This is a genomic window from Nonomuraea sediminis (genome assembly GCF_018531495.1).
Classification (GTDB): Bacteria; Actinomycetota; Actinomycetes; order Streptosporangiales; family Streptosporangiaceae; genus Nonomuraea; species Nonomuraea sediminis.
This window is the reverse complement of sequence record NZ_JAHDTI010000004.1, coordinates 482981-503065: the sequence shown is the minus strand read 5'-3', so window position 1 is coordinate 503065 and position 20085 is coordinate 482981. Positions and strand designations below refer to the sequence as shown.

General features: G+C 70.4%; 26 protein-coding genes. 11 read left to right on the top strand and 15 right to left on the bottom strand.

The window, feature by feature from the left end; all coding sequences use genetic code 11:
- Window positions 1–3 precede the first annotated feature (3 nt).
- Window positions 4–585, top strand: a complete 582-nt coding sequence (locus KIK09_RS22195) for a 1,2-dihydroxy-3-keto-5-methylthiopentene dioxygenase (RefSeq protein ID WP_214321187.1) — start codon at window positions 4–6, stop codon at window positions 583–585.
- On the opposite strand, the gene KIK09_RS22190 is transcribed toward KIK09_RS22195, so the two are convergent.
- Window positions 578–1018, bottom strand: coding sequence for a LysR family transcriptional regulator (locus KIK09_RS22190; RefSeq protein WP_275956253.1), 441 nt, complete (start codon window positions 1016–1018; stop codon window positions 578–580). The genes KIK09_RS22195 and KIK09_RS22190 overlap by 8 nt on opposite strands.
- Window positions 1019–1026: 8 nt before the next feature.
- On the opposite strand from KIK09_RS22190, the gene KIK09_RS22180 reads away from it, so the two are divergent.
- From KIK09_RS22180 to KIK09_RS22165, 4 genes are all read left to right on the top strand, one after another.
- Window positions 1027–1239: a YciI family protein gene (locus tag KIK09_RS22180; protein ID WP_214321645.1), complete on the top strand. Its 213-nt coding sequence runs from the start codon at window positions 1027–1029 to the stop codon at window positions 1237–1239.
- Between the two features lie 100 nt (window positions 1240–1339).
- Window positions 1340–2560, top strand: coding sequence for a GDSL-type esterase/lipase family protein (locus KIK09_RS22175; RefSeq protein WP_214321185.1), 1221 nt, complete (start codon window positions 1340–1342; stop codon window positions 2558–2560).
- Between the two features lie 75 nt (window positions 2561–2635).
- Window positions 2636–3250 (top strand): TetR/AcrR family transcriptional regulator, encoded by a 615-nt coding sequence (locus tag KIK09_RS22170; protein WP_250573544.1) that lies wholly within the window; start codon window positions 2636–2638, stop codon window positions 3248–3250.
- Window positions 3247–3621 carry a VOC family protein gene (locus KIK09_RS22165; RefSeq protein ID WP_214321184.1) on the top strand — a complete coding sequence of 125 codons (375 nt, stop codon included), beginning with the start codon at window positions 3247–3249 and terminating at the stop codon, window positions 3619–3621. The genes KIK09_RS22170 and KIK09_RS22165 overlap by 4 nt, the downstream gene beginning before the upstream one ends.
- A gap of 3 nt (window positions 3622–3624) precedes the next feature.
- On the opposite strand, the gene KIK09_RS22160 is transcribed toward KIK09_RS22165, so the two are convergent.
- From KIK09_RS22160 to KIK09_RS22145, 4 genes are all read right to left on the bottom strand, one after another.
- Window positions 3625–4407, bottom strand: coding sequence for a class II aldolase/adducin family protein (locus KIK09_RS22160; protein WP_214321183.1), 783 nt, complete (start codon window positions 4405–4407; stop codon window positions 3625–3627).
- A 140-nt stretch (window positions 4408–4547) separates the two neighbouring features.
- Window positions 4548–5555: a helix-turn-helix domain-containing protein gene (locus KIK09_RS22155; protein WP_214321182.1), complete on the bottom strand. Its 1008-nt coding sequence runs from the start codon at window positions 5553–5555 to the stop codon at window positions 4548–4550.
- A gap of 140 nt (window positions 5556–5695) precedes the next feature.
- Window positions 5696–5902 (bottom strand): DUF2283 domain-containing protein, encoded by a 207-nt coding sequence (locus tag KIK09_RS22150; RefSeq protein ID WP_214321181.1) that lies wholly within the window; start codon window positions 5900–5902, stop codon window positions 5696–5698.
- Between the two features lie 180 nt (window positions 5903–6082).
- Window positions 6083–6985, bottom strand: a complete 903-nt coding sequence (locus KIK09_RS22145; protein ID WP_214321180.1) for a LysR family transcriptional regulator — start codon at window positions 6983–6985, stop codon at window positions 6083–6085.
- Window positions 6986–7090: 105 nt separating this feature from the next.
- Between KIK09_RS22145 and KIK09_RS22140 the strand changes: the two genes are divergently transcribed.
- Both KIK09_RS22140 and KIK09_RS22135 read left to right on the top strand, forming a co-directional pair.
- Window positions 7091–7492, top strand: coding sequence for a carboxymuconolactone decarboxylase family protein (locus KIK09_RS22140; RefSeq protein WP_214321179.1), 402 nt, complete (start codon window positions 7091–7093; stop codon window positions 7490–7492).
- 49 nt (window positions 7493–7541) lie between these two features.
- A complete protein-coding gene (locus KIK09_RS22135) occupies window positions 7542–7997 on the top strand; it encodes a hypothetical protein (protein WP_214321178.1) in 456 nt (151 codons plus the stop codon).
- Here the strand turns inward: KIK09_RS22135 and KIK09_RS22130 are convergent.
- The 4 genes from KIK09_RS22130 to KIK09_RS22115 are packed head-to-tail and all read right to left on the bottom strand — an operon-like array spanning window position 7975 to window position 10520.
- Complete coding sequence (locus tag KIK09_RS22130; protein ID WP_214321177.1) at window positions 7975–8448, bottom strand: nitroreductase family deazaflavin-dependent oxidoreductase; 474 nt, start codon at window positions 8446–8448, stop codon at window positions 7975–7977. The two genes, KIK09_RS22135 and KIK09_RS22130, sit on opposite strands and share 23 nt — an antisense overlap.
- A gap of 2 nt (window positions 8449–8450) precedes the next feature.
- A complete protein-coding gene (locus tag KIK09_RS22125; protein WP_308164232.1) occupies window positions 8451–9614 on the bottom strand; it encodes an FAD-dependent monooxygenase in 1164 nt (387 codons plus the stop codon).
- The gene (locus tag KIK09_RS22120; RefSeq protein ID WP_308164231.1) at window positions 9611–10201 is read right to left on the bottom strand and encodes a TetR/AcrR family transcriptional regulator; all 591 of its coding nucleotides are present in this window, start codon (window positions 10199–10201) and stop codon (window positions 9611–9613) included. The genes KIK09_RS22125 and KIK09_RS22120 overlap by 4 nt, the downstream gene beginning before the upstream one ends.
- A complete protein-coding gene (locus tag KIK09_RS22115) occupies window positions 10194–10520 on the bottom strand; it encodes an NIPSNAP family protein (RefSeq protein WP_214321176.1) in 327 nt (108 codons plus the stop codon). Before KIK09_RS22115 ends, KIK09_RS22120 begins: the two co-directional genes overlap by 8 nt.
- Before the next feature lie 130 nt (window positions 10521–10650).
- Here KIK09_RS22115 and KIK09_RS22110 point away from each other — a divergent pair, with 130 nt between their 5' ends.
- The gene (locus KIK09_RS22110) at window positions 10651–11262 is read left to right on the top strand and encodes a helix-turn-helix transcriptional regulator (RefSeq protein ID WP_250573543.1); all 612 of its coding nucleotides are present in this window, start codon (window positions 10651–10653) and stop codon (window positions 11260–11262) included.
- 26 nt (window positions 11263–11288) lie between these two features.
- Here KIK09_RS22110 and KIK09_RS22105 read toward each other — a convergent pair whose 3' ends face one another.
- Together KIK09_RS22105 and KIK09_RS22100 are read right to left on the bottom strand one after the other, a co-directional pair.
- Window positions 11289–11804 (bottom strand): LppU/SCO3897 family protein, encoded by a 516-nt coding sequence (locus tag KIK09_RS22105; RefSeq protein WP_214321174.1) that lies wholly within the window; start codon window positions 11802–11804, stop codon window positions 11289–11291.
- A gap of 87 nt (window positions 11805–11891) precedes the next feature.
- Window positions 11892–13004, bottom strand: a complete 1113-nt coding sequence (locus KIK09_RS22100) for an epoxide hydrolase family protein (protein ID WP_214321173.1) — start codon at window positions 13002–13004, stop codon at window positions 11892–11894.
- Window positions 13005–13177: 173 nt separating this feature from the next.
- Between KIK09_RS22100 and KIK09_RS22095 the strand changes: the two genes are divergently transcribed.
- Both KIK09_RS22095 and KIK09_RS22090 read left to right on the top strand, forming a co-directional pair.
- The gene (locus KIK09_RS22095) at window positions 13178–14368 is read left to right on the top strand and encodes an FAD-dependent monooxygenase (protein ID WP_214321172.1); all 1191 of its coding nucleotides are present in this window, start codon (window positions 13178–13180) and stop codon (window positions 14366–14368) included.
- A gap of 139 nt (window positions 14369–14507) precedes the next feature.
- Window positions 14508–15128 (top strand): C40 family peptidase, encoded by a 621-nt coding sequence (locus KIK09_RS22090; RefSeq protein ID WP_214321171.1) that lies wholly within the window; start codon window positions 14508–14510, stop codon window positions 15126–15128.
- A 168-nt stretch (window positions 15129–15296) separates the two neighbouring features.
- On the opposite strand, the gene KIK09_RS22085 is transcribed toward KIK09_RS22090, so the two are convergent.
- Together KIK09_RS22085 and KIK09_RS22080 are read right to left on the bottom strand one after the other, a co-directional pair.
- Window positions 15297–15554, bottom strand: a complete 258-nt coding sequence (locus KIK09_RS22085; RefSeq protein WP_214321170.1) for a hypothetical protein — start codon at window positions 15552–15554, stop codon at window positions 15297–15299.
- A gap of 272 nt (window positions 15555–15826) precedes the next feature.
- Entirely contained in the window at window positions 15827–16909 is a 1083-nt protein-coding gene (locus KIK09_RS22080) for a GEVED domain-containing protein (protein WP_214321169.1), read from the bottom strand.
- A 124-nt stretch (window positions 16910–17033) separates the two neighbouring features.
- Between KIK09_RS22080 and KIK09_RS22075 the strand changes: the two genes are divergently transcribed.
- The gene (locus KIK09_RS22075; RefSeq protein WP_214321168.1) at window positions 17034–17285 is read left to right on the top strand and encodes a hypothetical protein; all 252 of its coding nucleotides are present in this window, start codon (window positions 17034–17036) and stop codon (window positions 17283–17285) included.
- Between the two features lie 170 nt (window positions 17286–17455).
- Here the strand turns inward: KIK09_RS22075 and KIK09_RS22070 are convergent, their stop codons facing one another.
- Together KIK09_RS22070 and KIK09_RS22065 are read right to left on the bottom strand one after the other, a co-directional pair.
- Window positions 17456–18706, bottom strand: a complete 1251-nt coding sequence (locus tag KIK09_RS22070) for an NAD(P)-binding domain-containing protein (protein ID WP_214321167.1) — start codon at window positions 18704–18706, stop codon at window positions 17456–17458.
- Between the two features lie 40 nt (window positions 18707–18746).
- Entirely contained in the window at window positions 18747–19910 is a 1164-nt protein-coding gene (locus tag KIK09_RS22065; RefSeq protein ID WP_214321166.1) for a carboxylate--amine ligase, read from the bottom strand.
- Between the last annotated feature and the right edge of the window lie 175 nt (window positions 19911–20085).

The window sequence follows — 20085 nt, the reverse complement described above, 5'->3', positions numbered from 1 at the left end:
TTTATGACGTACCTCACCGTGTACACCGACGCCGAAGCGCCGGAAACCCTGCTGGAGAGCCAGGACGACGCCGAGATCGCGGCCACGCTCAAGGAGATCGACGTCATCCTGCGCCACTGGCAGGTCGCCGACGGTCTCGGCCCCGGCGCCGGCCAGGAGGAGATCCTGGCCGCCTACCGGACCGAGGTGGACCGGGTCATCGCCGAGGAGGGTTACACCTTCGTCGACGTCGCGCAGCTACATCCCTCCGACGACCCCGACTGGCCGGAGAAGGCCGCGGCGGCACGGCAGAGGTTCCTGGCCGAGCACACGCACGACGACGACGAGGTCCGCTTCTTCGTCGCCGGGTCGGGCATCTTCTACCTGCACGTGAACGGCAAGGTGCACGCGGTGCTGTGCGAGCCCGGCGACCTGCTCAGCGTGCCGAAGAACACCACCCACTGGTTCGACATGGGCACCCGGCCCGACTTCACCGCCATCCGCTTCTTCCACGACGACGACGGCTGGATCGGCGCCTTCACCGGCGACGCCATCGCCCAACGCATCCCCGACTACGACACCATCACCGCCAACCGCCCTACCTGACCGTTCCTGGAGCTGTGACTCCCGCGTAAAGCACCTGCGCGGCGTACCCTGGCGCACGCTCGGCGGGGAACCACAGCAGCCGCTGCCCGGCCAGATCGGCCCACTCCAGGACGGTACGGCGGGCCAGCGGGTGGCCGGCGGCGAGCACGACCCCCAGGGGTTCGTCGCTGACCACCCACACGACCAGCCCCGGGTCCTCGACCGGCAGCCTGACCAGCCCCACCGCCAGCTCACCCCGTGACAGCAGCTCCACCTGCTCGGCGGAGCCGGCCTGCACGATGGACACCCGGCCGAGCAGCGCCTCGGCACTCCTCAGCACGGCATCGGGCACCCCCAGGCAGACGCCCAGCCGGAGCTCGGGCTGCGCGATCATGAGCCGCCTGGCCGCCTCGGTGACGGTCCCCGCCTCGGCGACCGCCGCGAAGTAGGCCAGATGGGAAGATCGACGAGCTCAAGCAGGCCCACTACGCCAGCCCCGACGGCCTGTTCGCCCGCGGCCTGGTGGTGCTGGCGGGGCGGCTCGAGCCCAGGACGGGCGGCATCGTCATCGCGGAGGGAGAGCGCGAGGAGATCGAGGCCGCGGTCGCCTCGGATCCGTTCGTCGTCCACGGCGCAGCCACCGCCGAGATCACCGAGTTCCACCGGACCCGATAGTTCCTCCGGCCGATGGATGAGCGCCGTAGACCGGCCGAACGGTCGATTCCCGATCGCACGCCCCTTGGAACACTCCTGGAAACGATCAGAGGGGCGCGAGTTGAGACTGTGGAAATGGGTCGTGGCGATGGCCGCGGCCTCGGTGACGGTGACCGTACCGGCGGCGACGGCGAACGCGGACGGGGCGCACTGGGTGGCAGCGTGGGGCGCAGCGATGCAGCGGCCGACCCCGGGCACCGAGGACAACGGGCCGAACTGGTCGGTCAAGGGTTTCGATGATCACACGGTGCGGCAGGTGGTCAGGGTGACCGCGGCCGGATCGAGGGTCCGTATCCGGCTGTCGAACCTCTACGGCACCAGGCCGCTGGCGATCGCCGGCGCGCGGGTCGCCCGGTCGGCCGGGGGCGCCCTGGTGTGGCCGGGCAGCCGTCCCGTCACCTTCGCCGGGAAGCAGGCGACGTCCGTCGCGCCGGGCAAGGAGCTGGTCAGCGATCCCGTGGCGCTGAGCGTCTCGCCGATGGAACGGCTGGCCGTCTCCATCCGGGTGACCGGGGCGACGGGACCCGCCACGTTCCACAGATTCACCACCGCCACGTCGTACCGGGCCCACGGCGACCATCTGGACGACGTCCCGGCCAAGGCGTACGGCGAGGCCACGCAGGCCTGGTACTACCTGACCGGCGTCGAGGTGGACAACCCCGCGGGCGCCGTGGTCGCCTTCGGTGACTCTCTGATCGACGGGGTGGGCTCGACGGCGGGCGCCGACGTCAGGTTCGTCGACCAGCTCGCGGAGCGGCTCGGCCGGCCCGTGGTGAACGCGGGGATCGCGGGCAGCCGGCTGCTCAACGCCTCCTCCTGCTACGGCGACAAGGCCGCCGACCGCTTCCGCCGCGACGTGCTCGACCGGCCGGGCGTCGAGCGTGTGATCATCCACCTGGGCGCGAACGACCTGGGATACCCGCAGGTCGACGGCGCGTGCGCCAAGCCGAACCCGAAGGTGGGCCTCTCGCAGCTCATCGCCGGGTACCGGGCGCTGATCGACGCGGCCCACGCCAGGGGCGTGAAGGTGACAGGGGTCACGATCCCGCCGCTGCGCGGGGCGCTGTTCCCGTTCTGGACCAAGGAGGTGGAGGCGGCGCGGACCGCGGTCAACCAGTGGATCAGGACGGGCGGCGCGTACGACGCCGTGCTCGACGCCGACCGCGCCATGGCCGACCCCGCCTCGCCGGGCACGTCCAGGCCCGGCTACCTGTTCATGGACGGCCTGCACCCCAACGACGCCGGCCACTACGCGATCGCTGCCGCCGGATCACCCGGATAGCCCGCTGGAAAATGGCGGAGTGAGTACTCACTTCGCCATTGACGGAGTGAGCGCTCACTCCGTAGCATCGTCGGTATGACAGAGAAACGGCGCAGGGCGCCGGGAATGAGTCCTGAGGAACGGAGAACGATGATCGTCGCGGCGGCGCTGCCGCTGGTCGCCGAGTACGGCACCGCCGTGACCACCAGCCAGATCGCCAGAGCGGCCGGCATCGGCGAGGCGACGATCTTCCGCGTGTTCGCGGACAAGGAGGAGGTGCTCGACGCCTGCATGTTCGAGGCGATGCGCCCCGACAACGCGGTCAAGCAGATCGCGTCGATCTCGCTGGAGCAGCCGCTGCCCGACCGGCTGGCGGAGGCCGCCGACGCGCTCGGCGCGCACCTGGCGCGGATGGGCACGGTCGCCGGGGCGCTGCACTCCTCGGGGCACCGGCGGCCGGCGCGCGAGCCCGACGCGCGGAGCGAGCAGGCGATGGAGCGGGGGCGCGAGGCGTCGATCGAGATGATCAGGGACGCCGTCGCGGAGCTCTTCGAGCCCGACCAGGACCGGCTGCGCCTGCCCGCCGCGCAGGCGGCCGGGGTGTTCCTGGCGGTGACGTTCACCCGCGGCCGCGTCAACGGCCTGGCCGAGGGCGCGGATCTGGTCGAGATCTTCCTGTACGGCGCGCTGAAGGCGGAGGAGCGGGCATGACGGTAACCCTCAACCACACCATCGTCCCCGCGGCCGACAACACCGCCGAGGCGCGCTTCTTCGCCGACATCATGGGGCTGGAGACGCTGCCGCCCGCCGGGGCGCGCGGCCACTTCGCCCCCGTCCGCGTCAACGACCAGCTCACCCTCGACTTCATGACCGTCGAGGATCCCGAGGGCCATCACCTGGCCTTCGACGTCGACCCCGCCACCTTCGACGCCGTCCTGGCGCGGATCAAGGAGCGCGGCGTGAAGTTCGGCAACAGCCCCCGCGACCGCGAGAACGGCCGCATCGATCACCCGCTGTGCCCGCGCGGCCTGTTCTTCACCGACGCGGCGGGCAACCTCTACGAGGTCATGTCACCCGAGTAGCGGTCAGTCGAACAGGTCGGCGTCGGTGCGGACGATCTGGTCGTAGAGCGGCTGGAAGTTGATCCAGCCTGCCAGGTCGCTGCCGATCTGCCCATGGGTGAGCTTGGCCTGGTCGTGGTCGATCGACACCGTGGGGCCCGCGGCCTTGGCCAGCAGCTGGGCCTGGCACGAACGCTCCATCGTGATGAACCACCAGGCGGCCGCGTCGACGGAGTCGCCCACGGTCAGCAGGCCGTGGTTGCGCAGGATGACGGCCTTGTGCGAGCCGAGCGCCTGCGCGATGCGGCGGCCCTCCTCGACCTCGAGCACCACGCCGGTGTAGTCGTCGAACAGGCCGTGGTCCTCGTAGAAGGCGCAGGCGTCCTGGGTCAGCGGCTCGAGCAGGGTGCCGAGCGACGACAGCGCCTTGCCGTGCACCGAGTGGGAGTGCGCGGCGGCGACGGCCTCGGGGCGGGCCTGGTGGATCATCGAGTGGATCGCGAACGCGGCCTGGTTGACGTGGTACCCGCCGTGCACCACCTGGCCCTGGTGGTTGACCAGGATGAGGTCGCTGACCTTGATGTGCTTGAAGCTCATCCCGAACGGGTTGACCCAGAAGTGGTCGAGGTGCTCGGGGTCGCGGGCGGTGATGTGCCCGGCCACGCCCTCCTCGAAGCCGAACCTGCCGAACAGGCGCAGCGCCGCCACCAGCCGCCCCTGGCGGTGGCGGCGCTCGTCCTCGACGGAGTCGAACGTCGGCGGCAGGCGGAAGGCCAGCTGGTCGGTCGGGATCGGGTCCAGATTCATCGTGCCTCCAGCGCTGAAGGGTCGGCGGGTGAAACGCGGCGCGGTCGGAGCAGGCCACCGGCTCAGCGTGTACTCCCGAGGTCCGCAGATCAACATTCACCGGACCCGAATCTGATTCGGCCTCGGCGCTGCGGACGGCCCTAGCGGCGGAACAGTTCGAGCAGTTCCTCGGCCCGCTCGGTGCGGCCGATCCAGACCTCGCGGCCGCGGCGCACCCGCACGATGAGCTTGGCCGCGTCCAGCCGATCGCAGTGGTAGGTGATGCTGCTGGGCGCGATCTTCGCCTTCGTCGCCAGCATGCTCATCGTCATGGGACGGCCGAGCAGGCCGAGCAACTCGGCGCGCACCGGCCCGATCAGCGCCGTCAGCTCGTCCTCAGCGGTCGCGGCCGGCCACCGCCACAGCGTCTCCGCGCCCGGGAGCGGGTAGGCGATGAACACCGCGTCGGGGTCGTCGAGCCTGACGATCACGGCGTCCTTGCCCGCCAGCATCGGCAGCAGGACGATCCGCCGGTCTCCCAGCTCGAAGCTGCCTGCCTCGACGTCGCTGATCAGCAGGCCGCGCTCGCCGTACCTGATGCGCTCGGTCAGCGTGCCGAGCAGCAGTTCTGGCCCGCCGCGGACGGTGGCGACCCCCACCCGCCTGATCTCCCTGTCGAGCAGCGGCCCTGCCCGCCGCCACAGCGGTTCCGTGGTGTTCCAGACGTCGGTGAGCGCCGAGGCGTAGCCGCTCAGCCACTGCCTCGGCTTCTCCGCCGCGGAACGCCAGTGGACGGGCAGGTCGTCGGGCCCGAAGGCCTGCTCAAGATCGCCGATCAGCGCCTCGGGAGCGGTGTCGCGCAGCATCTCCACCTGGGCCCGCACGGACAGGTCTTCGTCCAGCGTTCGCGGCACCACACTGTCGGGCACGACCGAATATCCGGGTACGGCCAGCGGCCGCGCCGCCTCGCGCCCTCGCGGGCCGACGCCTTCCTGGACCGTCCGCCGCCATCCGTCGGGCAGCCCGCGCCTGCGGCCGGCCAGCGCGTCGGCGATCACCGCGAGCGTGGTCAGGTTCGGCGCGATGGAGATGGAAATGCGAGGCGGAGTAGCGATTCGCAGCTCGGTCCAGACATTAATTCTGGCCGCTGCGGGGTGAGCATCAGACATCAGTGCTCGACTTACGACGATTCACGTACAGCCAATTCCTTGCCGGGGATAGTCGCGCAATTTCCCCCACAATAGCCACAAGTGCGAAATCGGATGTGTCCTGTATATGCTAATGTCCAGAAATTGCCACCTCGTAATTCTCAGAGCGAGGCGGGGCCCGGCCAGGCGGCGATGATCTCGATGCCGATCACCGTGCCGGTCTCGTCCAGGTCGAGGTTGACCAGCGCGTCCTCGGCGGAGACGCTCCTGGCCACCCCGCCGGCGGGGATCGGGCCTCGCAGGTAGATGTACGCGGCTCCGGCCTCGGGGTCGTAGGTCCAGGTTCCGGGGTGGCTTTCCAGGCTCATGCCGACCAGTATCGGCGGCGCGCGGTGATTACCGAAGAGCCGGAAAGCGTCCGGCACACCGCGCTTTTCGGATAGCTCCGGCGCGGGGCGGCCGAGCAGAATGGCCGCGGCCCGATCAATGGTGCGCAGTATCGGCCGGGCCGCCTGGGGGCAGGAGAGGCGGGCTTGCCGCGTCGGAATTCACCCCGTCTCTCCTCCCCCGGCGCCCGCGAGCGAGGCGAGGACGGCGCGCAAGCGCTCGAGGAGCGGGTTGCGGTCGTCGGTGCGCCAGACCAGGTAGAGCGTGGTCGAGGTGCCGGCCAGCGGGCGAGCCTTGACGCCGACGCGGCGCAGCGCGCGATGCGAGTCCGGCATGACCGCGGCGCCGAACCCGGCAGCGACCAGCGCGAGCACCGTCTGGACGCTGCGGCCGTGCGCGCCGATCCGGGGGATCACGCCGGCCTGGTCGCACAGCGCGATGATCTCGTCGTGCGACTGCGGCGACACCTCGCGCGGCCAGACGACCAGCGGGATCTGCCCGAGGGCGGTCAGCGGCACCGGGCCCCGCGCCTGCGCCAGCGGGTGCGCGGCGGGCATGAACAGGCTGAGCGGCTCGTGCCACCAGGCGCGCGTGGCCAGCCGGGCGTCGCGGGAGGGCAGGCGCTGGACGGCGAGGTCGCAGCGGCCGTCGAGCACGCCGCCGGACATCTCGGCGTCGCTGAAGCTCTCCTCCAGGCGCAGCTCCACCCTGGGCAGCTCGCGCCGCAGCCGGCCCAGGGCGCCGCCCAGCGGGCCGTTGATCCCGGATCCCGCGAACGTCACCGTCAGGCGGCCCGCCAGGCCCTCGCCGGCCAGCCGTACGTCCTCCAGAGCCGCGCTCGCCTCGGCGAGCACGGTCGTCGCGCGTGCCACCAGGGCGCGTCCGGCGGCGGTGGGGGTGATGCCGCGGCCCTGGCGCTCGAAGAGCGCGGTGCCCAGCCGGCGCTCCAGCTCGCGCAGCTGGCGGCTGAGCGTCGGCTGCGTGAGGTGCAGCCGGCGCGCGGCACCGCTGATGCTGCCCTCCTCGGCGATGGCGACCACGTAGCCGAGCAGCCGCAGGTCCATGCATACCTCCCAGGCATGGGTGACATGCCAAAGCATGCCTGACGGGCAGGCAGGACCGCGAATCGCGCGACGATCGAGACATCAACCACTGAAGGAGAACATGTCATGAACCGTGAAGAGCGCTATGAGGCCGGGCTGAAGGTACTGAGCAGCGTGGACGGCGAGGCGGGGCAGCGGGTCGTCGATTCGCTCGCCGATATCTCCCCCGAGCTCGGCCACCAGGTGGTCGCCTGGGCCTTCGGCGACATGTACGCCCGTAGCCAGCTGTCGCCCCGCGACAGGCAGTTGGTCACGCTTGGCGTGCTGGCGGCGCTCGGCGGCTGTGAGATCGAGCTGGACGTGCACATCAACGCCGCGTTGAACGTCGGGCTGAGCGCCACGGAGATCGCCGAGGCGTTGCTGCACACGGCGGTCTACGCGGGCATGCCCCGCTCGATCAACGCCACGCTGGTCGCCAAGAAGGTCTTCGCCGACCGCGGGCTTCCGCCCGTCAGCAACCTGTCGTGAAGCTAGGGTAGTTGCAATTGAGTCGCAACTACCGGGTTGAGGGTGGGCCGTGCGGGAAGTGGTCGTCGAGCTGATCCTGCTGCGGGCCGACCCCCAGGGCTGGAGCTACCGCCGCCAGGTCGCGCCGCTCGATCGGGAGGGGGACCCGAGCGAGCTGGCGCGGAGCCTGGCGGGCGAGCCGCTGCTGCTGCACTCCACGAGCTGGCGGCACGAGCCCGGGCAGGGGATCGTGCTGACGTACGCCGCCTACCCCGACCCCGATCCTGACGCGCCCGCCGACGAGCTGGACGAGCTGGAGGTGGCCTTCGGCGCCGCGCCCGACGATCCGCGGCCCGCCGAGCTGGCCCCGGCGCACGTGGCCGCGCACGCCATCCGCCACCTGGCCTTCCTGGCGGCCTCCGATCCCGTGACCGGCGCCGCCATCGCCGCCGACGCCACCGTGGCGGCCCTGCTCGGCGGCATCTCTGCGGGGGCCGCGGGCCTCATCCCGTCGGGACGAACCTGACGAACGGGATGTGCCGCCCGACCTCCCGGTAGTCGGCCGTACTGCCGTCCACCGCGAAGCCCATGAAGGCGCACAGCCGGCGGGCCAGCGCCGGGTGCCGCGGCGCATAGCGGGCCATGATGCCGGCACCCTCCTCGGGAGACAGCGGTACGGCTGTCGCCCGCATCACCCGGCCGCCGACCTGGATGACGACGTCCGGGGTCTTCGTGATGTTCTTGTACCAGTCGGAGCCAGGCCCGAACCCGGAGGGCGCCACGTATCCGTCAGGGCCGTGCTCGACGACCTCGACGACGACCTGGCGGGGGCGCCCTGACACGCGGCCGACGTGGTTCAACAGCATGAGGCGCCGACTGAGCAGCGGCCCGAGCCCCAGCCGGAAGAGCCGGATGGGCAGCCGCCAGAGCACCCGGCGCAGCCCGGCCGGCGGATCCGGCCTCTTGACGATCTCCATCGCTACTCCTCTCCGCGGGGCAGGACGCTGTCGACGCCGAACTGGCGACGGAGCACCGCCGCGAACGCGTTGCGCATGATGACCTTGCTGAGCAGCCGCTGCGTGCGGACGCCCGCCGGGGTCTCGGGCACCAGCGAGCGGGCGAAGACCAGGGCGTTGCGCTGCCGCCTGGCCACCTCGGGCAGCATCCGCGCCTGGTAGCCGCGGAAGGCGCGCTCGTGGCCGCCCTCGCGCGACAGCTCCTCGGCCAGCACGTAGGCGCCGGCCATCGCCATCGACACACCCTGCGCGGACACCATCGTCATGCAGCCGCACGCGTCACCGGCCAGCGCGACCCGGCCCCGGTGCCAGGCGGGCATGACGATCTGCGCCATCACGTCCATGAAGAAGGACTCGGGCGCCTCCTCCAGCAGGGAGGGCGTGATCCAGCCCATGCCGGCGAAGCGGTCGCGCAGCACCTCGAACCGGCGTTCCCGTGGCGCAGGCCTGGTGTCCTGCGTCGTGAACAGCAGCAGGGCGACCAGTTGCCCCGGCTCCCCGCTCGGATAGACCACGGCCTGCCGTCCCGGCTCGGTGTAGTGGGCCCTGACCCTGCCCCAGCCGTAGCGGTCCTTGATCGGGTAGGAGGCCAGGTGGACGCCCAGGTAGCGGGCGTAGGCGGCCTCGGCGCCGAAGACCAGCTCCCTGGTCCTGGAGTGGATGCCGTCGGCGCCCACCAGCAGGTCGAAGCTCTCACGGCCGCCGTCGTCGAAGGTGACGTCCACGGCGGATTCGCTCTGCCGTACCTCGGAGAGGGACCGGCCGAAGCGGATCTCGACGTCGTCGCGGACGGCGTCGAGCAGCGCCTCCTCCAGCGTGGTGTGCATGAGCGCGATGTGCGGGCCGCGCATGATCCGGTCCAGCAGCGCGGGCGTCAGGCGGGCGGTGGGCCGGCCCGCGGCGTCCAGGAAGTCGACCGAGTCCACGGGCAGCGGCCGGGCCTCGAGACGGTCGATGATGCCCATCCGGGTGGCGACGTCGTAGCCGCTGCCGAAGAAGTCGATGCCGTAGCCGCCCAGCCGGCCGTGCGGAGAGCGCTCGACCACGACCGGTTCCATGCCGCGCCGCCGTAGCCAGTAGGCCAGCGTCAGGCCCGCGACGCCGCCGCCGCTGATGAGGATCCTCACGACTCCTCCAGCAGATCGCCCAGTACGGCGAAGGCGTCGTCGAGCGGCAGCTCGGGGTCGACCATGTAGTGCAGCACCAGGCCGTCGATCAGGGCGGTGACCAGCGTCGCCACCCCGCCTGCCCGGGCGGGCGGCCAGGCGGGGTGCAGCCGGCCCAGCTGCTCGCCGATCTCGGTGCGGACCTGCCTGAGCTGGCCCCTGAGCACCTCGCCGAGCGCAGGGTCGCGGGTGGCGCCGGCGATGAGCTCGACGGCCAGGCGCATCGCGCGCTCGTCGTCCAGGGTGTGCGGCAGCAGTTCGCGCATCGTGGCCACGGCCTGCCGCCTGCCCAGCGCGTCCACGAACGCGGCGGCCACCGGCCCGATCACCAGCTCCCCCGCCCGCGCGGCGACCGCCGCGTGCAATCCCGGCAGGCCACCGAAGTGGTAGTGGATCAGGCCCGGGTTGGTCGCGGCGCGCTCGGCCACCGCGCGCGTGGTCACGGCCGGCCACCCGCTCTCGCACAGCACGGCCACGCCCGCCTCGACGAGTTGCTCGCGCCGCCGATCACCGCGCGGCGAACTTGGTCGATCGACTAAGTTAGTCACATGGCCAAGTTAGCACAGCGGGGTCGAGCACGATGGTGTGGTAGGTCTCGATGCGCGAGACGATCCCCTCGCGCGGGCCCTCGTGCCACTCGCGGCTGGAGTAGAAGGCCTCCTCCTGCGCGTCGCGCTCCTCCAGCGTGGCGAAGGAGCGGATCAGGTAGGCCTCCTCGTGCCCGTCCTCGTCCACCAGCGAGGGCCCGCAGTCGACCACCCGCAGGCCGAACTCGGCGAGCAGGGGCACGGCCTCCTCGCGCATCACCCTGACGAACTCGTCCCGCGTGCCGGGCTTCAAGCGGTATGTGCGGATCTCCAGAAACATGACGCCGGACGCTACCGCCAGACGCTGACACCGCATGTCAGCGACGCTTCGGCTTTTGGGGAAATGTCAGCGGTTCGGGGGGATTGTCGCCAACGATCGGACCCGACAGCTCAGCTGGGGGAGCGATGCCATGAGCGTTTTCACGGGCGACATCGAGGAGATGCGGCACCACGGGTCGCAGATCTCCTACCGGCACCCGGGTCACGGGGGACAGCGGTTCGGCCTGTGGTGGAGCGCCGACCACGACGCGTTGATCATCCACGTCCCTTCGACGCTGGTCGAGCGGGCGCTCGCCGTGCTGTCGCGGGCGAGCCCGGGTGAGCGGCAGCCGTCCGCGGCCTCGCCGATCGCCGCCGCGCGGCACTTCGAGCAGTTCCTGGAGTACACACTGCTCGGCGAGCCCGGCATCCCCGCGGCACTGCGGCGGGCGCGCCTGTACTGCGAGGAGCACGCCGGCGAGTACGTCTCGCTGCGCGACATCGCCGCCGCGGCCAGGGTCAGCGTCCGCACGCTGCAGCACGACTTCCGCAAGCACCTGCGGACCACGCCGATGGCCTACCTGCGCGAGGTACGGCTGGCGCGCGCCCACGCCGACCTGGTCCGCATCGCCGAGACCGGCGCGCGGACCACCGTCACCGAGGTGGCCATGCGCTGGGGCTTCTCCCACCTGGGCCGCTTCTCGTCGCTGTACAGGCGGACGTACGGCAGGCCGCCCTCGAGCACGCTGTCGGGCCGGCGATGACCTGCCGCGCCCGGGGACGGAGCAGGTCAGGCGCGATCGGTGCAGATCGTGAGCGGAGGCTGCGGGTAGACGAGCGCGATCGGCCTGGCCAGGTCGTTGCGGACCGGGTCGACGGCGTCCTCGCCGCACAGCGCCTTGTCGGCCGTCCCCGGCACGCTCTTGACCACGCGGTAGGTCGCCCCCGCCCCGCAGGGCACCTTGACGGCCTTGCCGGTGGGGAACCCGACCTCCTGGTGGAAGCAGTCGCCCACCTTGGCGTTCAGCGTGAGGCACAGGTGCCACCCGCTGCGCCGGGAGCCGCCGCTGGTGGCGTAGCCGTAGGTGTTGGTCTGGCACGAATCGAAGCGGCCGAGCCGCAGGGCCACCTTGTAGGCGGCGTTCGGGGCGCCGCAGTCGACGATGTGGAAGCCCGTCGTCTTGGGATCCTGCCCCAGCGCCTCCAGGCAGTTGCCCGGCTGGGCGTTGGCGGGGTCGTCCTTGCTGCACCCGGTGAGGAAGGACAGGGCGAGCAGAAGGATCGCGACGAACGAGAGTCTGGGCACGTCAGCCCTTTCTGTGATCGAGGAACACGCGCGGCGCCGGTGCGCCGGAGTGGCCCCGGTTCAGGCCACGCCGGCGCACCGTCTTGGTCACCGGAGCCCGTCGAAGAAGCCGGACAGGTCCTCGGCCAGTTGCGCCGGCGCCTCCATCGCGGGGAAGTGCCTGCCCCGCTCGTGCTCCACCCACCGCACCCCCTCGGCCGGGTCGATCAGGCGCCGCGCGGTGGGGTCCGCGCCGAACACCGAGTAGCCCTGGGGAACGGTGGGCGGCGCGCCCCAGTCCTGCGAGTGGGCCTGCTCGTACAGGAACCGGGCCGCGGACACGCCCGTGCCGGTGAACCAGTACAGGCTGATGTTGGTGATCAGCTGCTCGCGGTCGATCGGCAGGTCGGTCCAGCTGTCGAAACTCTCGGCGATCCAGGCCAGCTGCATGACGGGCGAGTCGGTCAGGCCGTATCCCATGGTCTGCGGGCGGGTGTTCTGGATGGCCAGGTAACCGGAGTCGTTGTGGCGGAAGTCCTCCATCCGCTGCAGGGCCAGCCTGTCGACGGCGTCCTCCGCGTTCAGCTTGCCTGCGATCCACGGCAGGAACGTCGCGGTGGCCGCCGCGGTGTAGGGGTCGGTGACGACGTGGATGCCTGCCACGTGCTCGCCGTCGAGCCCGCCCACTGCGCCGGAGATGCCGGCGCCCACGTCTCCGCCGTGCACGCCGTACCGCTCGTAGCCGAGGGTCGCCATCAGCTGCGCCCAGGCGCGCGCGGTGCGGCTCATCGCCCAGCCGGGCTCGCGGACGGGACTGGAGAAGCCGAAGCCGGGGAGCGACGGGACCACCAGGTGGAAGCCGCGTCCGAGCAGGTCGGGGATGAGCCGCTCGAACTCGACGAACGAGCTGGGGTAGCCGTGCGTGATCAGCAGCGGGAGCGCGTCGTCCCGGTCGGAGCGCACGTGCAGGAAGTGGATGCGCTGGCCGTCGATCTCGGTGGTGAAGTGCGGGAGCCGGTTGAGCCTGCTCTCGGCGGCGCGCCAGTCGTACTCGGCGCGCCAGTACTCGGCCAGCTCCCTGACCCGGGAGAGCGGGATGCCCTGACGCCACTCCACGCCGGGGATCTCGTCGGGCCATCTGGTACGGCCGAGCCGCTCCGTCAGGTCGTCCAGGTCGGACCGCGGGATGTCGATATGGAAGGGCTGGATGCCTGCGCTCATGGACCATCACCCTGCCGTGGGGACCGCGGGGCGGGATATCCGGTTGATGCCGGAGCCGTTGCGTTTTGTGGATAGCGCGCCGACCCGGCGTCGGGCGGCGCGGCACGCGACACCGGAACGTACACGGATGGCTACTCTGTGCGATAGCGCGTACGGACGTCCCGGGAGCTCACGTGAAGGTCACCTGCGTCGGCGGCGGGCCCGCCGGCCTGTATTTCTCGATCCTGATGAAGCTGCGGGACCCCTCTCACGACATCACCGTCCACGAGCGGAACCCGGCGGGGTCGACGTACGGCTGGGGGGTGACCTACTGGGGCGGGCTGCTCGGCAAGCTCCGCGAGAGCGACCCCGAGTCGGCCCGCGCCATCGGCGAGGCCTCGGTGCGATGGCGCGACGGGGTCGCCCGCATCGGCGACCGCGCCACCAGGCACCGCGGGGACGAGGGCTCCGGCATCGGCCGCCGCCGGTTGCTCGGCATCCTGGCGGACCGGGCGGCCGGCCTGGGCGTGCGGGTGGAGTTCGAGCGCGAGATCACCGGCGAGGTCCCCGACGCCGACCTGGTGGTGGCCGCCGACGGCGTGAACAGCCTGCTGCGCAGGCGCCACGAGGACGACTTCGGCACCGAGCTCGCCACCGGACACAACACCTACATCTGGCTCGGCACCACCAAGGTCTTCGACGCCTTCACCTTCTCCTTCGTCGAGACCGAGCACGGCTGGATCTGGTGCTACGGCTACCGCTTCAGCGACGACCGCAGCACCTGCGTGATCGAGTGCTCCCCCGCCACGTGGCGCGGGCTCGGGCTCGACCGCGCCGGGGAGGCCGACGGGCTGGCGTCGCTGGAGATGCTGTTCGCCGATGTGCTCGACGGGCACCGGCTGATCGGGCGCGGGCAGGCCGACGCCCAGTGGCTGCACTTCCAGACCGTGACCAACCGCTCGTGGCACCGCGGCAACCTCGTCCTGCTCGGCGACGCCGCGCACACCACGCACTACTCCATCGGCGCCGGCACGACGCTCGCGCTCGAGGACGCCATCGCGCTGGCCCACGCGCTCGATGGCCACACCGGCCTGGCGCCAGCGCTGGCGGACTACGAAAGGACGCGCAAGGCCGCCCTGCTGCCGGTGCAGAGCGCCGCCCGCTACAGCGCCAGGTTCTACGAGAGCCTGCCGCGCTACCTGCGCCTGGAGCCCGCGCAGATGTTCGCGCTGCTCGGCCAGCGGCACTCGCCGCTGCTCCCGCACCTCCCCCCGCGGCTGTACTACCGGCTCGACCGCGCCGCGGGCCGGCTGGAGGCGCTGCGCAGGATCAAGCGCTGGGCCGGGCACAGGATCGCCGGCTCGCTGCAGCAGTTCTCACGCTGACGCCTCAATAGGTGTACGGCGGGCGGCTCCGCCCGCCGTACACAGTTATGCCACTCGATGTCCGAGTATTGGCAATGATCATCCGATGTCCCGGGGATCTTCTGCGCGACCATCTCGGACAACGGACCTGGCAGGCGACATGATCCATGTGCTTCCACTCGGAGCGGTCCTGGCCGCCTACCTCAACGGCTCGCCGCTACCCGACGTGGACACCCCGCAGTGCGGCGGCAAGGTGCCCGTCACAACCGCCGCGAGCGCCGATCCCGTGCACTACGGCACGCGCTGGTGCGCGCCCAGGACCTGGTCACTGACCACGGCGATGGCTCGCGGCCGCGTCGCCGCGAACGCCGCACTGACCATGCTGGGCACTCCCTATTCGTGGGGCGGAGGCGGCCCTGACGGGCCCAGCCACGGCATCGGGCACGGCCGCAAGACCGTGGGATTCGACTGCTCGGGGCTGACCGAATACGCGTGGGCACGGGCCGGGCTGCACATCGGCACCACCTCGTACACGCAATGGCGAGCGGGCCCGCGCATTCGGCGCAAAGAAATTCAGCCGGGCGACCTGGTTTTCTTCGACACAAAACCGAAACGCAAGGGACCCGATCACGTCGGTATCGCGACCACTGCCACCGACATGGTGGTCGCGCCATTCACGGGCGCGAAGGTCAGGGTGGAATCCATCAAGCGCAAGACGTTCATGGGAATAGTGCGGCCGGCGCCCGTACTCAATTCAGAGGAAATTCAGACCCGGACATGAAAACTGCCTCCGGGCCGGCTCTACGGGAGTAGAGAGCCAGCCCAGAGGCAGAATGCGTCAACAGCATGACGGCGGGGTGAACCCCCCCTCGTCACGACCCTTCCGTCAACTTCCGGCCGGCATCAGCGATGGGCGGAAGCTGACGGAAGGACCCGCGTCTCGCGGAATTCAGTCCGTCTCCTCGACGTCCGTGAGGTTGGTGCCGTTGGTCAGCAGGTTCAGGTTGACGTCCGTCACCTGGACGCCGAGGACGTTGACGTTGTTGCCGTTCAGTGCGTGGTTCAGGAACGGGCAGACGAGGGACGAGGTGCAGTTGGTGCTGCTGTTCTCGCCGTCGGTCTGCCAGGTGGCCGCGGAAGCCGCGGTCGACGACGCCGTCAGGAAAGCCCCCGCGGCGAGGGCAGCGATAGCAATGCTGCGAAGCATTTTTACTTCCTCCATTGTACGAGTGGAATCTTTGGCGCCTCGCCGGCCGATGAATTCGACAGCCGCGCGATGCATGTCTACCTTGCCGCGCCACGCGAAGTAATTCCACCGAGTACGGCCTGGCTAAAGTCAAAGAGCTTCATGGATTCCTTGGCATTCCTCGGGGCTTCATAAAACCTGGAAAGGTTAAGGCCCGAAGGGCGGAGAAATGTCCATTTCGTTCGGATTTATTGGATGATTTCTCCCCGGCAAATGCGACAGAAGCCGCGAAGTTAGAGCTTGCGGTAATGACGGTGGCGATACGCGCGCTTCGGTGCGTTCCGGACATCCAGCGCGATCTGGTGGTCCTCGACCTCACCCGTCGCCGCCCAGCCCTTCGGCTGCGTCACCTGCCGTGCGTCGTGGGCCAGGCGCAGGCGCAGCCACGTCTGCCCCGAGCGCGCGCCGCGCGGGACGTCCCAGGTCAGCGCGGCACCTCTGTCGCGCTCCCCGACGCCTGTCCGGGCCAGTTCACCGCGGTCGAAGTGGCCGTCGCGGTCGAAGTCGACCCAGCCCGCGAGCGTCGCGGCCGAGGGGCTGTCCACCGGGACCCGCAGGCGGATCCTCCTGCCCGGAGTCACTCGCTGGAAGGCGTCATCGCGCAGCCACTGCGCGGGCTCCCCGTTGTCGCTTCCGTCGGTGCGGCGGGGCGCGAAGCTCACGGTCTGCTGGTTGTCGGCCGTGACCGCGTCCCCGATCCGCAGGTCGGAGACGGCGTGGGAGGCGGCCCCGTAGGAGCCTGGCGCGTCCGAGTCGTCCTCCTCCAGCGTCACGCGGAAGACACCCCACATGAACGGGTCTCCCGCGGGTCCCGTCAGGCGCACGTTCCTGGCCCTGAGATCCACGGAGAACGACGTGAGAGTGCCGTTGACCTGCGCGGTCCCGCACATGTAGATGACGCCGCAGGTGGGCTCCAAGCCCGGTATGACATCGGCCGGGACGATCTCGCTGTCGGTCACCTCGAAGCCGGGGAACCCGGCGACCTTGGAGAAGGTAGGCGTCGACGGCTCGCCGCCCGACAGTCGCAGCCCGCTCCAGTAGTCCTCCCTGTCCCCCTCGTAGCCGGCAGAGCCGCCCGTCCCGGCGATGTGCAGGCGCGGGTTGCGCACGGGCCGGGAGAAGGTGAACGTCAGCGTCACGATGTCCGTCCAGCCGTTGGGGCGGACGTTGAAGTTCTCGTAGAGGTCGCTGACCGCGGGCGCCGCCTTGGCGTTCTCCGGGATGAGGTATTCGTCGGGCGGGGCGGCGGGATTAGCCTTTACGGTGTCCGCGCGCGAAACCGTGGTAGGCCCGTGCAGCGTTTTCTCGACGGTCATCACGACCCCGCTCGGGGTCACGCTGCGGGCCCGTGCGGACGAATTCGTCATGGTCCATTCAGGTGCCCCGCCGCGGCTCTCCGATGCTGCTCCGCGGCCCGCGGCAAGCGCCTCGGGAATGGCCGTGAAGCTCGCTATCATCGTCGCCGTGAATGCGAGCGCGACTATTCCACGCGTCAACTGCGAGTTTGGCAACATCGATGCCGCTCCATCCATGGCACAGGTCGTCTATTTCCGAGGTCTCCTCAGGGCGCGAGCCCGCGGCGTCCTCTACAGAATGAGCACAGAAAAGGAAAATCTGCACCAGCGCGCGTATTCGGCCGTGCTCGCCCATGACGCCTCGCTGCGCTGGCGTCAGCACCGGCACGCGCGCTGACTTTCAAATACTGCACAATCGCGACCATCTCCTCCAGGAAGACGTACCGCATAAAGATCAAAATCCTCTTGACGTTTCAGCAGCATGGAGGAATTGGCCGGGATTGCCCCGGGGTGCTCCGGGCAGGGAAACGGCCCCGCCATACCGGCGAGGCCGTTCGGTGTCGCGGGTCAGCGTTCGTTCGTGCCCGAGAGCACCGTCTGGGGAGAACGGCCGTCTCTTCCGCGCTGCCTGGCGGCACGCACCAGTGCGGGCGTGACGGTGCGCGCGGCGAAGCGCGCGCCGAGCACGAAGCGCATCACAGGGCCGAAGGTGGGGGCCGAGGCCAGGCCGACCATGAACAGGCCGGGGACCGTGGACTCGAACTCCCTGGTCAGCAGCGGCGCCCAGGCGACGTGCCTTACGGCCGCGCGCACGGAGGGCTCCAGGAGCTTGAGCCTGCGGACGTCGACGGTGTACCCGGTCGCGGCGATGACGGCGTCGACCTGGATCGTCTCCTTGTGCCCGCGCGACTTCACCGTCAGCTCGGCTCCGCCGTCACGCGTGGTGGCGTGCAGCAGCTTCGCGCGCAGGAGCACGTCGACGCCCTCCAGCCGCTCCCGCAGCCACCAGGCGCCCGCGGGGCCGAGCGTGGTGCGCACGATGTGCCGGCGGTAGGACGAGGGCAGGAACGGGATCAGGCTCGGCGCCTTCGCCCACAGCCAGGAGCGCCATCCGGTGCCCAGCCCGGAATCCGGGGCCCGCAGGCGGGACAGCAGGCTCCGGCGGGCCACCGGGACCGTGTTCCAGCGCAGTTGCTTGCCCCGCGCGATCACCTGGGGCTGGGCGCCGGCCTCCTTCAGCAGGCAGGCCGTCTCCAGCGCCGACTGGCCCGCGCCGATGACGGCCACCCGCATGCCCGCGTAGTCGCTCAGGTCGTTGACCTGGCAGCTGTGCGCGAGCAGCGAGGCGGGCAGCGCCGTCAGCGAGGCGGGCACGCGGGCGAAGGGCAGGAAGCCCAGGGCGAGGACCACGGTCCTGGCCCGCACCTGCTCGCCCGTGTTCAGCGTCAGGACGAAGCCCCCGCCCTCGGAGCGGACCTCGGTGACCTCCGCGTCCACCGTGGTGTCACGGCTGGTCATCTCCTGGAACCACCGCCCGTACTCCACGAACCGCCGCACGGGGACCGGCGACCCGTAGGCGTACTCCAGGCCGTACAGCCCGCAGTAGGCCTCCAGCGTGTAGGCCCTGGCCGGATCGGCGAGGTGGGAGGCGGCGGGCTCGGACTTGAGCTTCATGCCCACCGGCATGTGCCGGTCCCACGCGTTCATGGGCCGGCCGAACACCCGGACGTCCAGCCCCTCGGCCTGCGCGTAGGCCGCGACGGAGAGCCCGTAGGGACCCGCGCCGACGACGGCCACATCGAGGGTGTGAGTAAGCATCGCGCTCCATACCTAGAAAGGAAAACCGGCAATATACGAATTACGGCCGGTGAAATCGCACCGTGCGGAGCAGCGTGTGCTTCACCATGCCGAGAAAGGGCTTGAGATCGTCTCCGGAGTACCAGGCGAGCTCGCTGGCGCTCCCCAGGGAGTGGAGCCAGCCGCGCGCGGGACGGGCACCGTCAGGACGCTTCCTGAACTTCCTGAGCAGGTCGTAGTTCTCCACCAGGTACGTCCTGCCGTAGACGGGCACGCACGGCGCGTGCGGCTGGCCCGTCAGGTTCAGGTAGGCGGACCTGACGACGTCCAGGTCGTTGGAGTCGCGGAACAGCCCGAACTGCGCCCCGATCCTGGGATTGAAGTCGAGCAGGTAGAACCGGTCGCTGCGCCGGCAGTACCGGAAGTCCATGTCGACGATCCCGGCGTAGCGCAGGGACGCGGCCATCGTCGTGGCCGTCTCCGCGATCCGCGCGTTGGGCAGCCAGCGGCCCAGCGTGGTGAGCCCGGCCGTGGGCGGATAGGCCCGGTCCTTCCTGCCCGTGCCCCCGAACGCGCAGGTGGAGTCGTCCATGAAGTAGCCGTGGAAGAACCAGTCGGCGTGCGGCGAGGGCGGGATATAGCGCTGCAGCAGCAGCTCCCGCCCCATCCGCGCGGCCTGCTCGTAGATGCCGGCCATGTGCTCGGCCGAGTGGACGAGCGCGGTGCTGCGCAGCCGCGCGTCCTTCGGCGCCGTCCACGGCCGCGCCCACTTGGCGACCATGGGGAACCCGTAGTCGCCAACGGCGCTCTTCACGTCCGCGCCGCTCTTGGCGACCACGGTGTCCGGATGGGATACGCCCAGCTCGGCGCAGATCGTGGCGAGCGCCCGCTTGTCGGCCAGCCGTCCGGGCAGCTCACTGGCCTGCTCGGGCAGCAGGAACGCCGGCGCCAGCCGGTGGGCGTTGCAGGCGATGTTGATCGCGCTGATGTCGTCCATGGCCAGCAGTACGGCGGGCCGCCCGATGCGCTCCGCCGCGGCGAGCAGCGTGCGCACGAACGCCTCCTGGTCGTCGTGCGCCTGGTCCCAGGCGGCGCAGCCGGCGAGGTATTTCGACCGCGCGACGGGAACGCGTTCGCCGTCCAGAACGGCGTGCACGGACACACCCAGCCTTCCCAGCGAGCGGATGGCGGCGAGCGTGCCGTGATGGAATGGATTTCTGTCCATTCTTATGAGCAGGGCGGGGACACGCGTGTCGACAGGGAGTACGTCATCGACGCTCTTTCTGCCGGTGTCACGGGGCTCGCTGCTCACGGATAGTTCCTATCACAGGCTCGATGGGGCCTAATTTCATGACTCCGTTGTTTGTCCTTATTAATTTCTTTAAACTCTCTCGACCTTC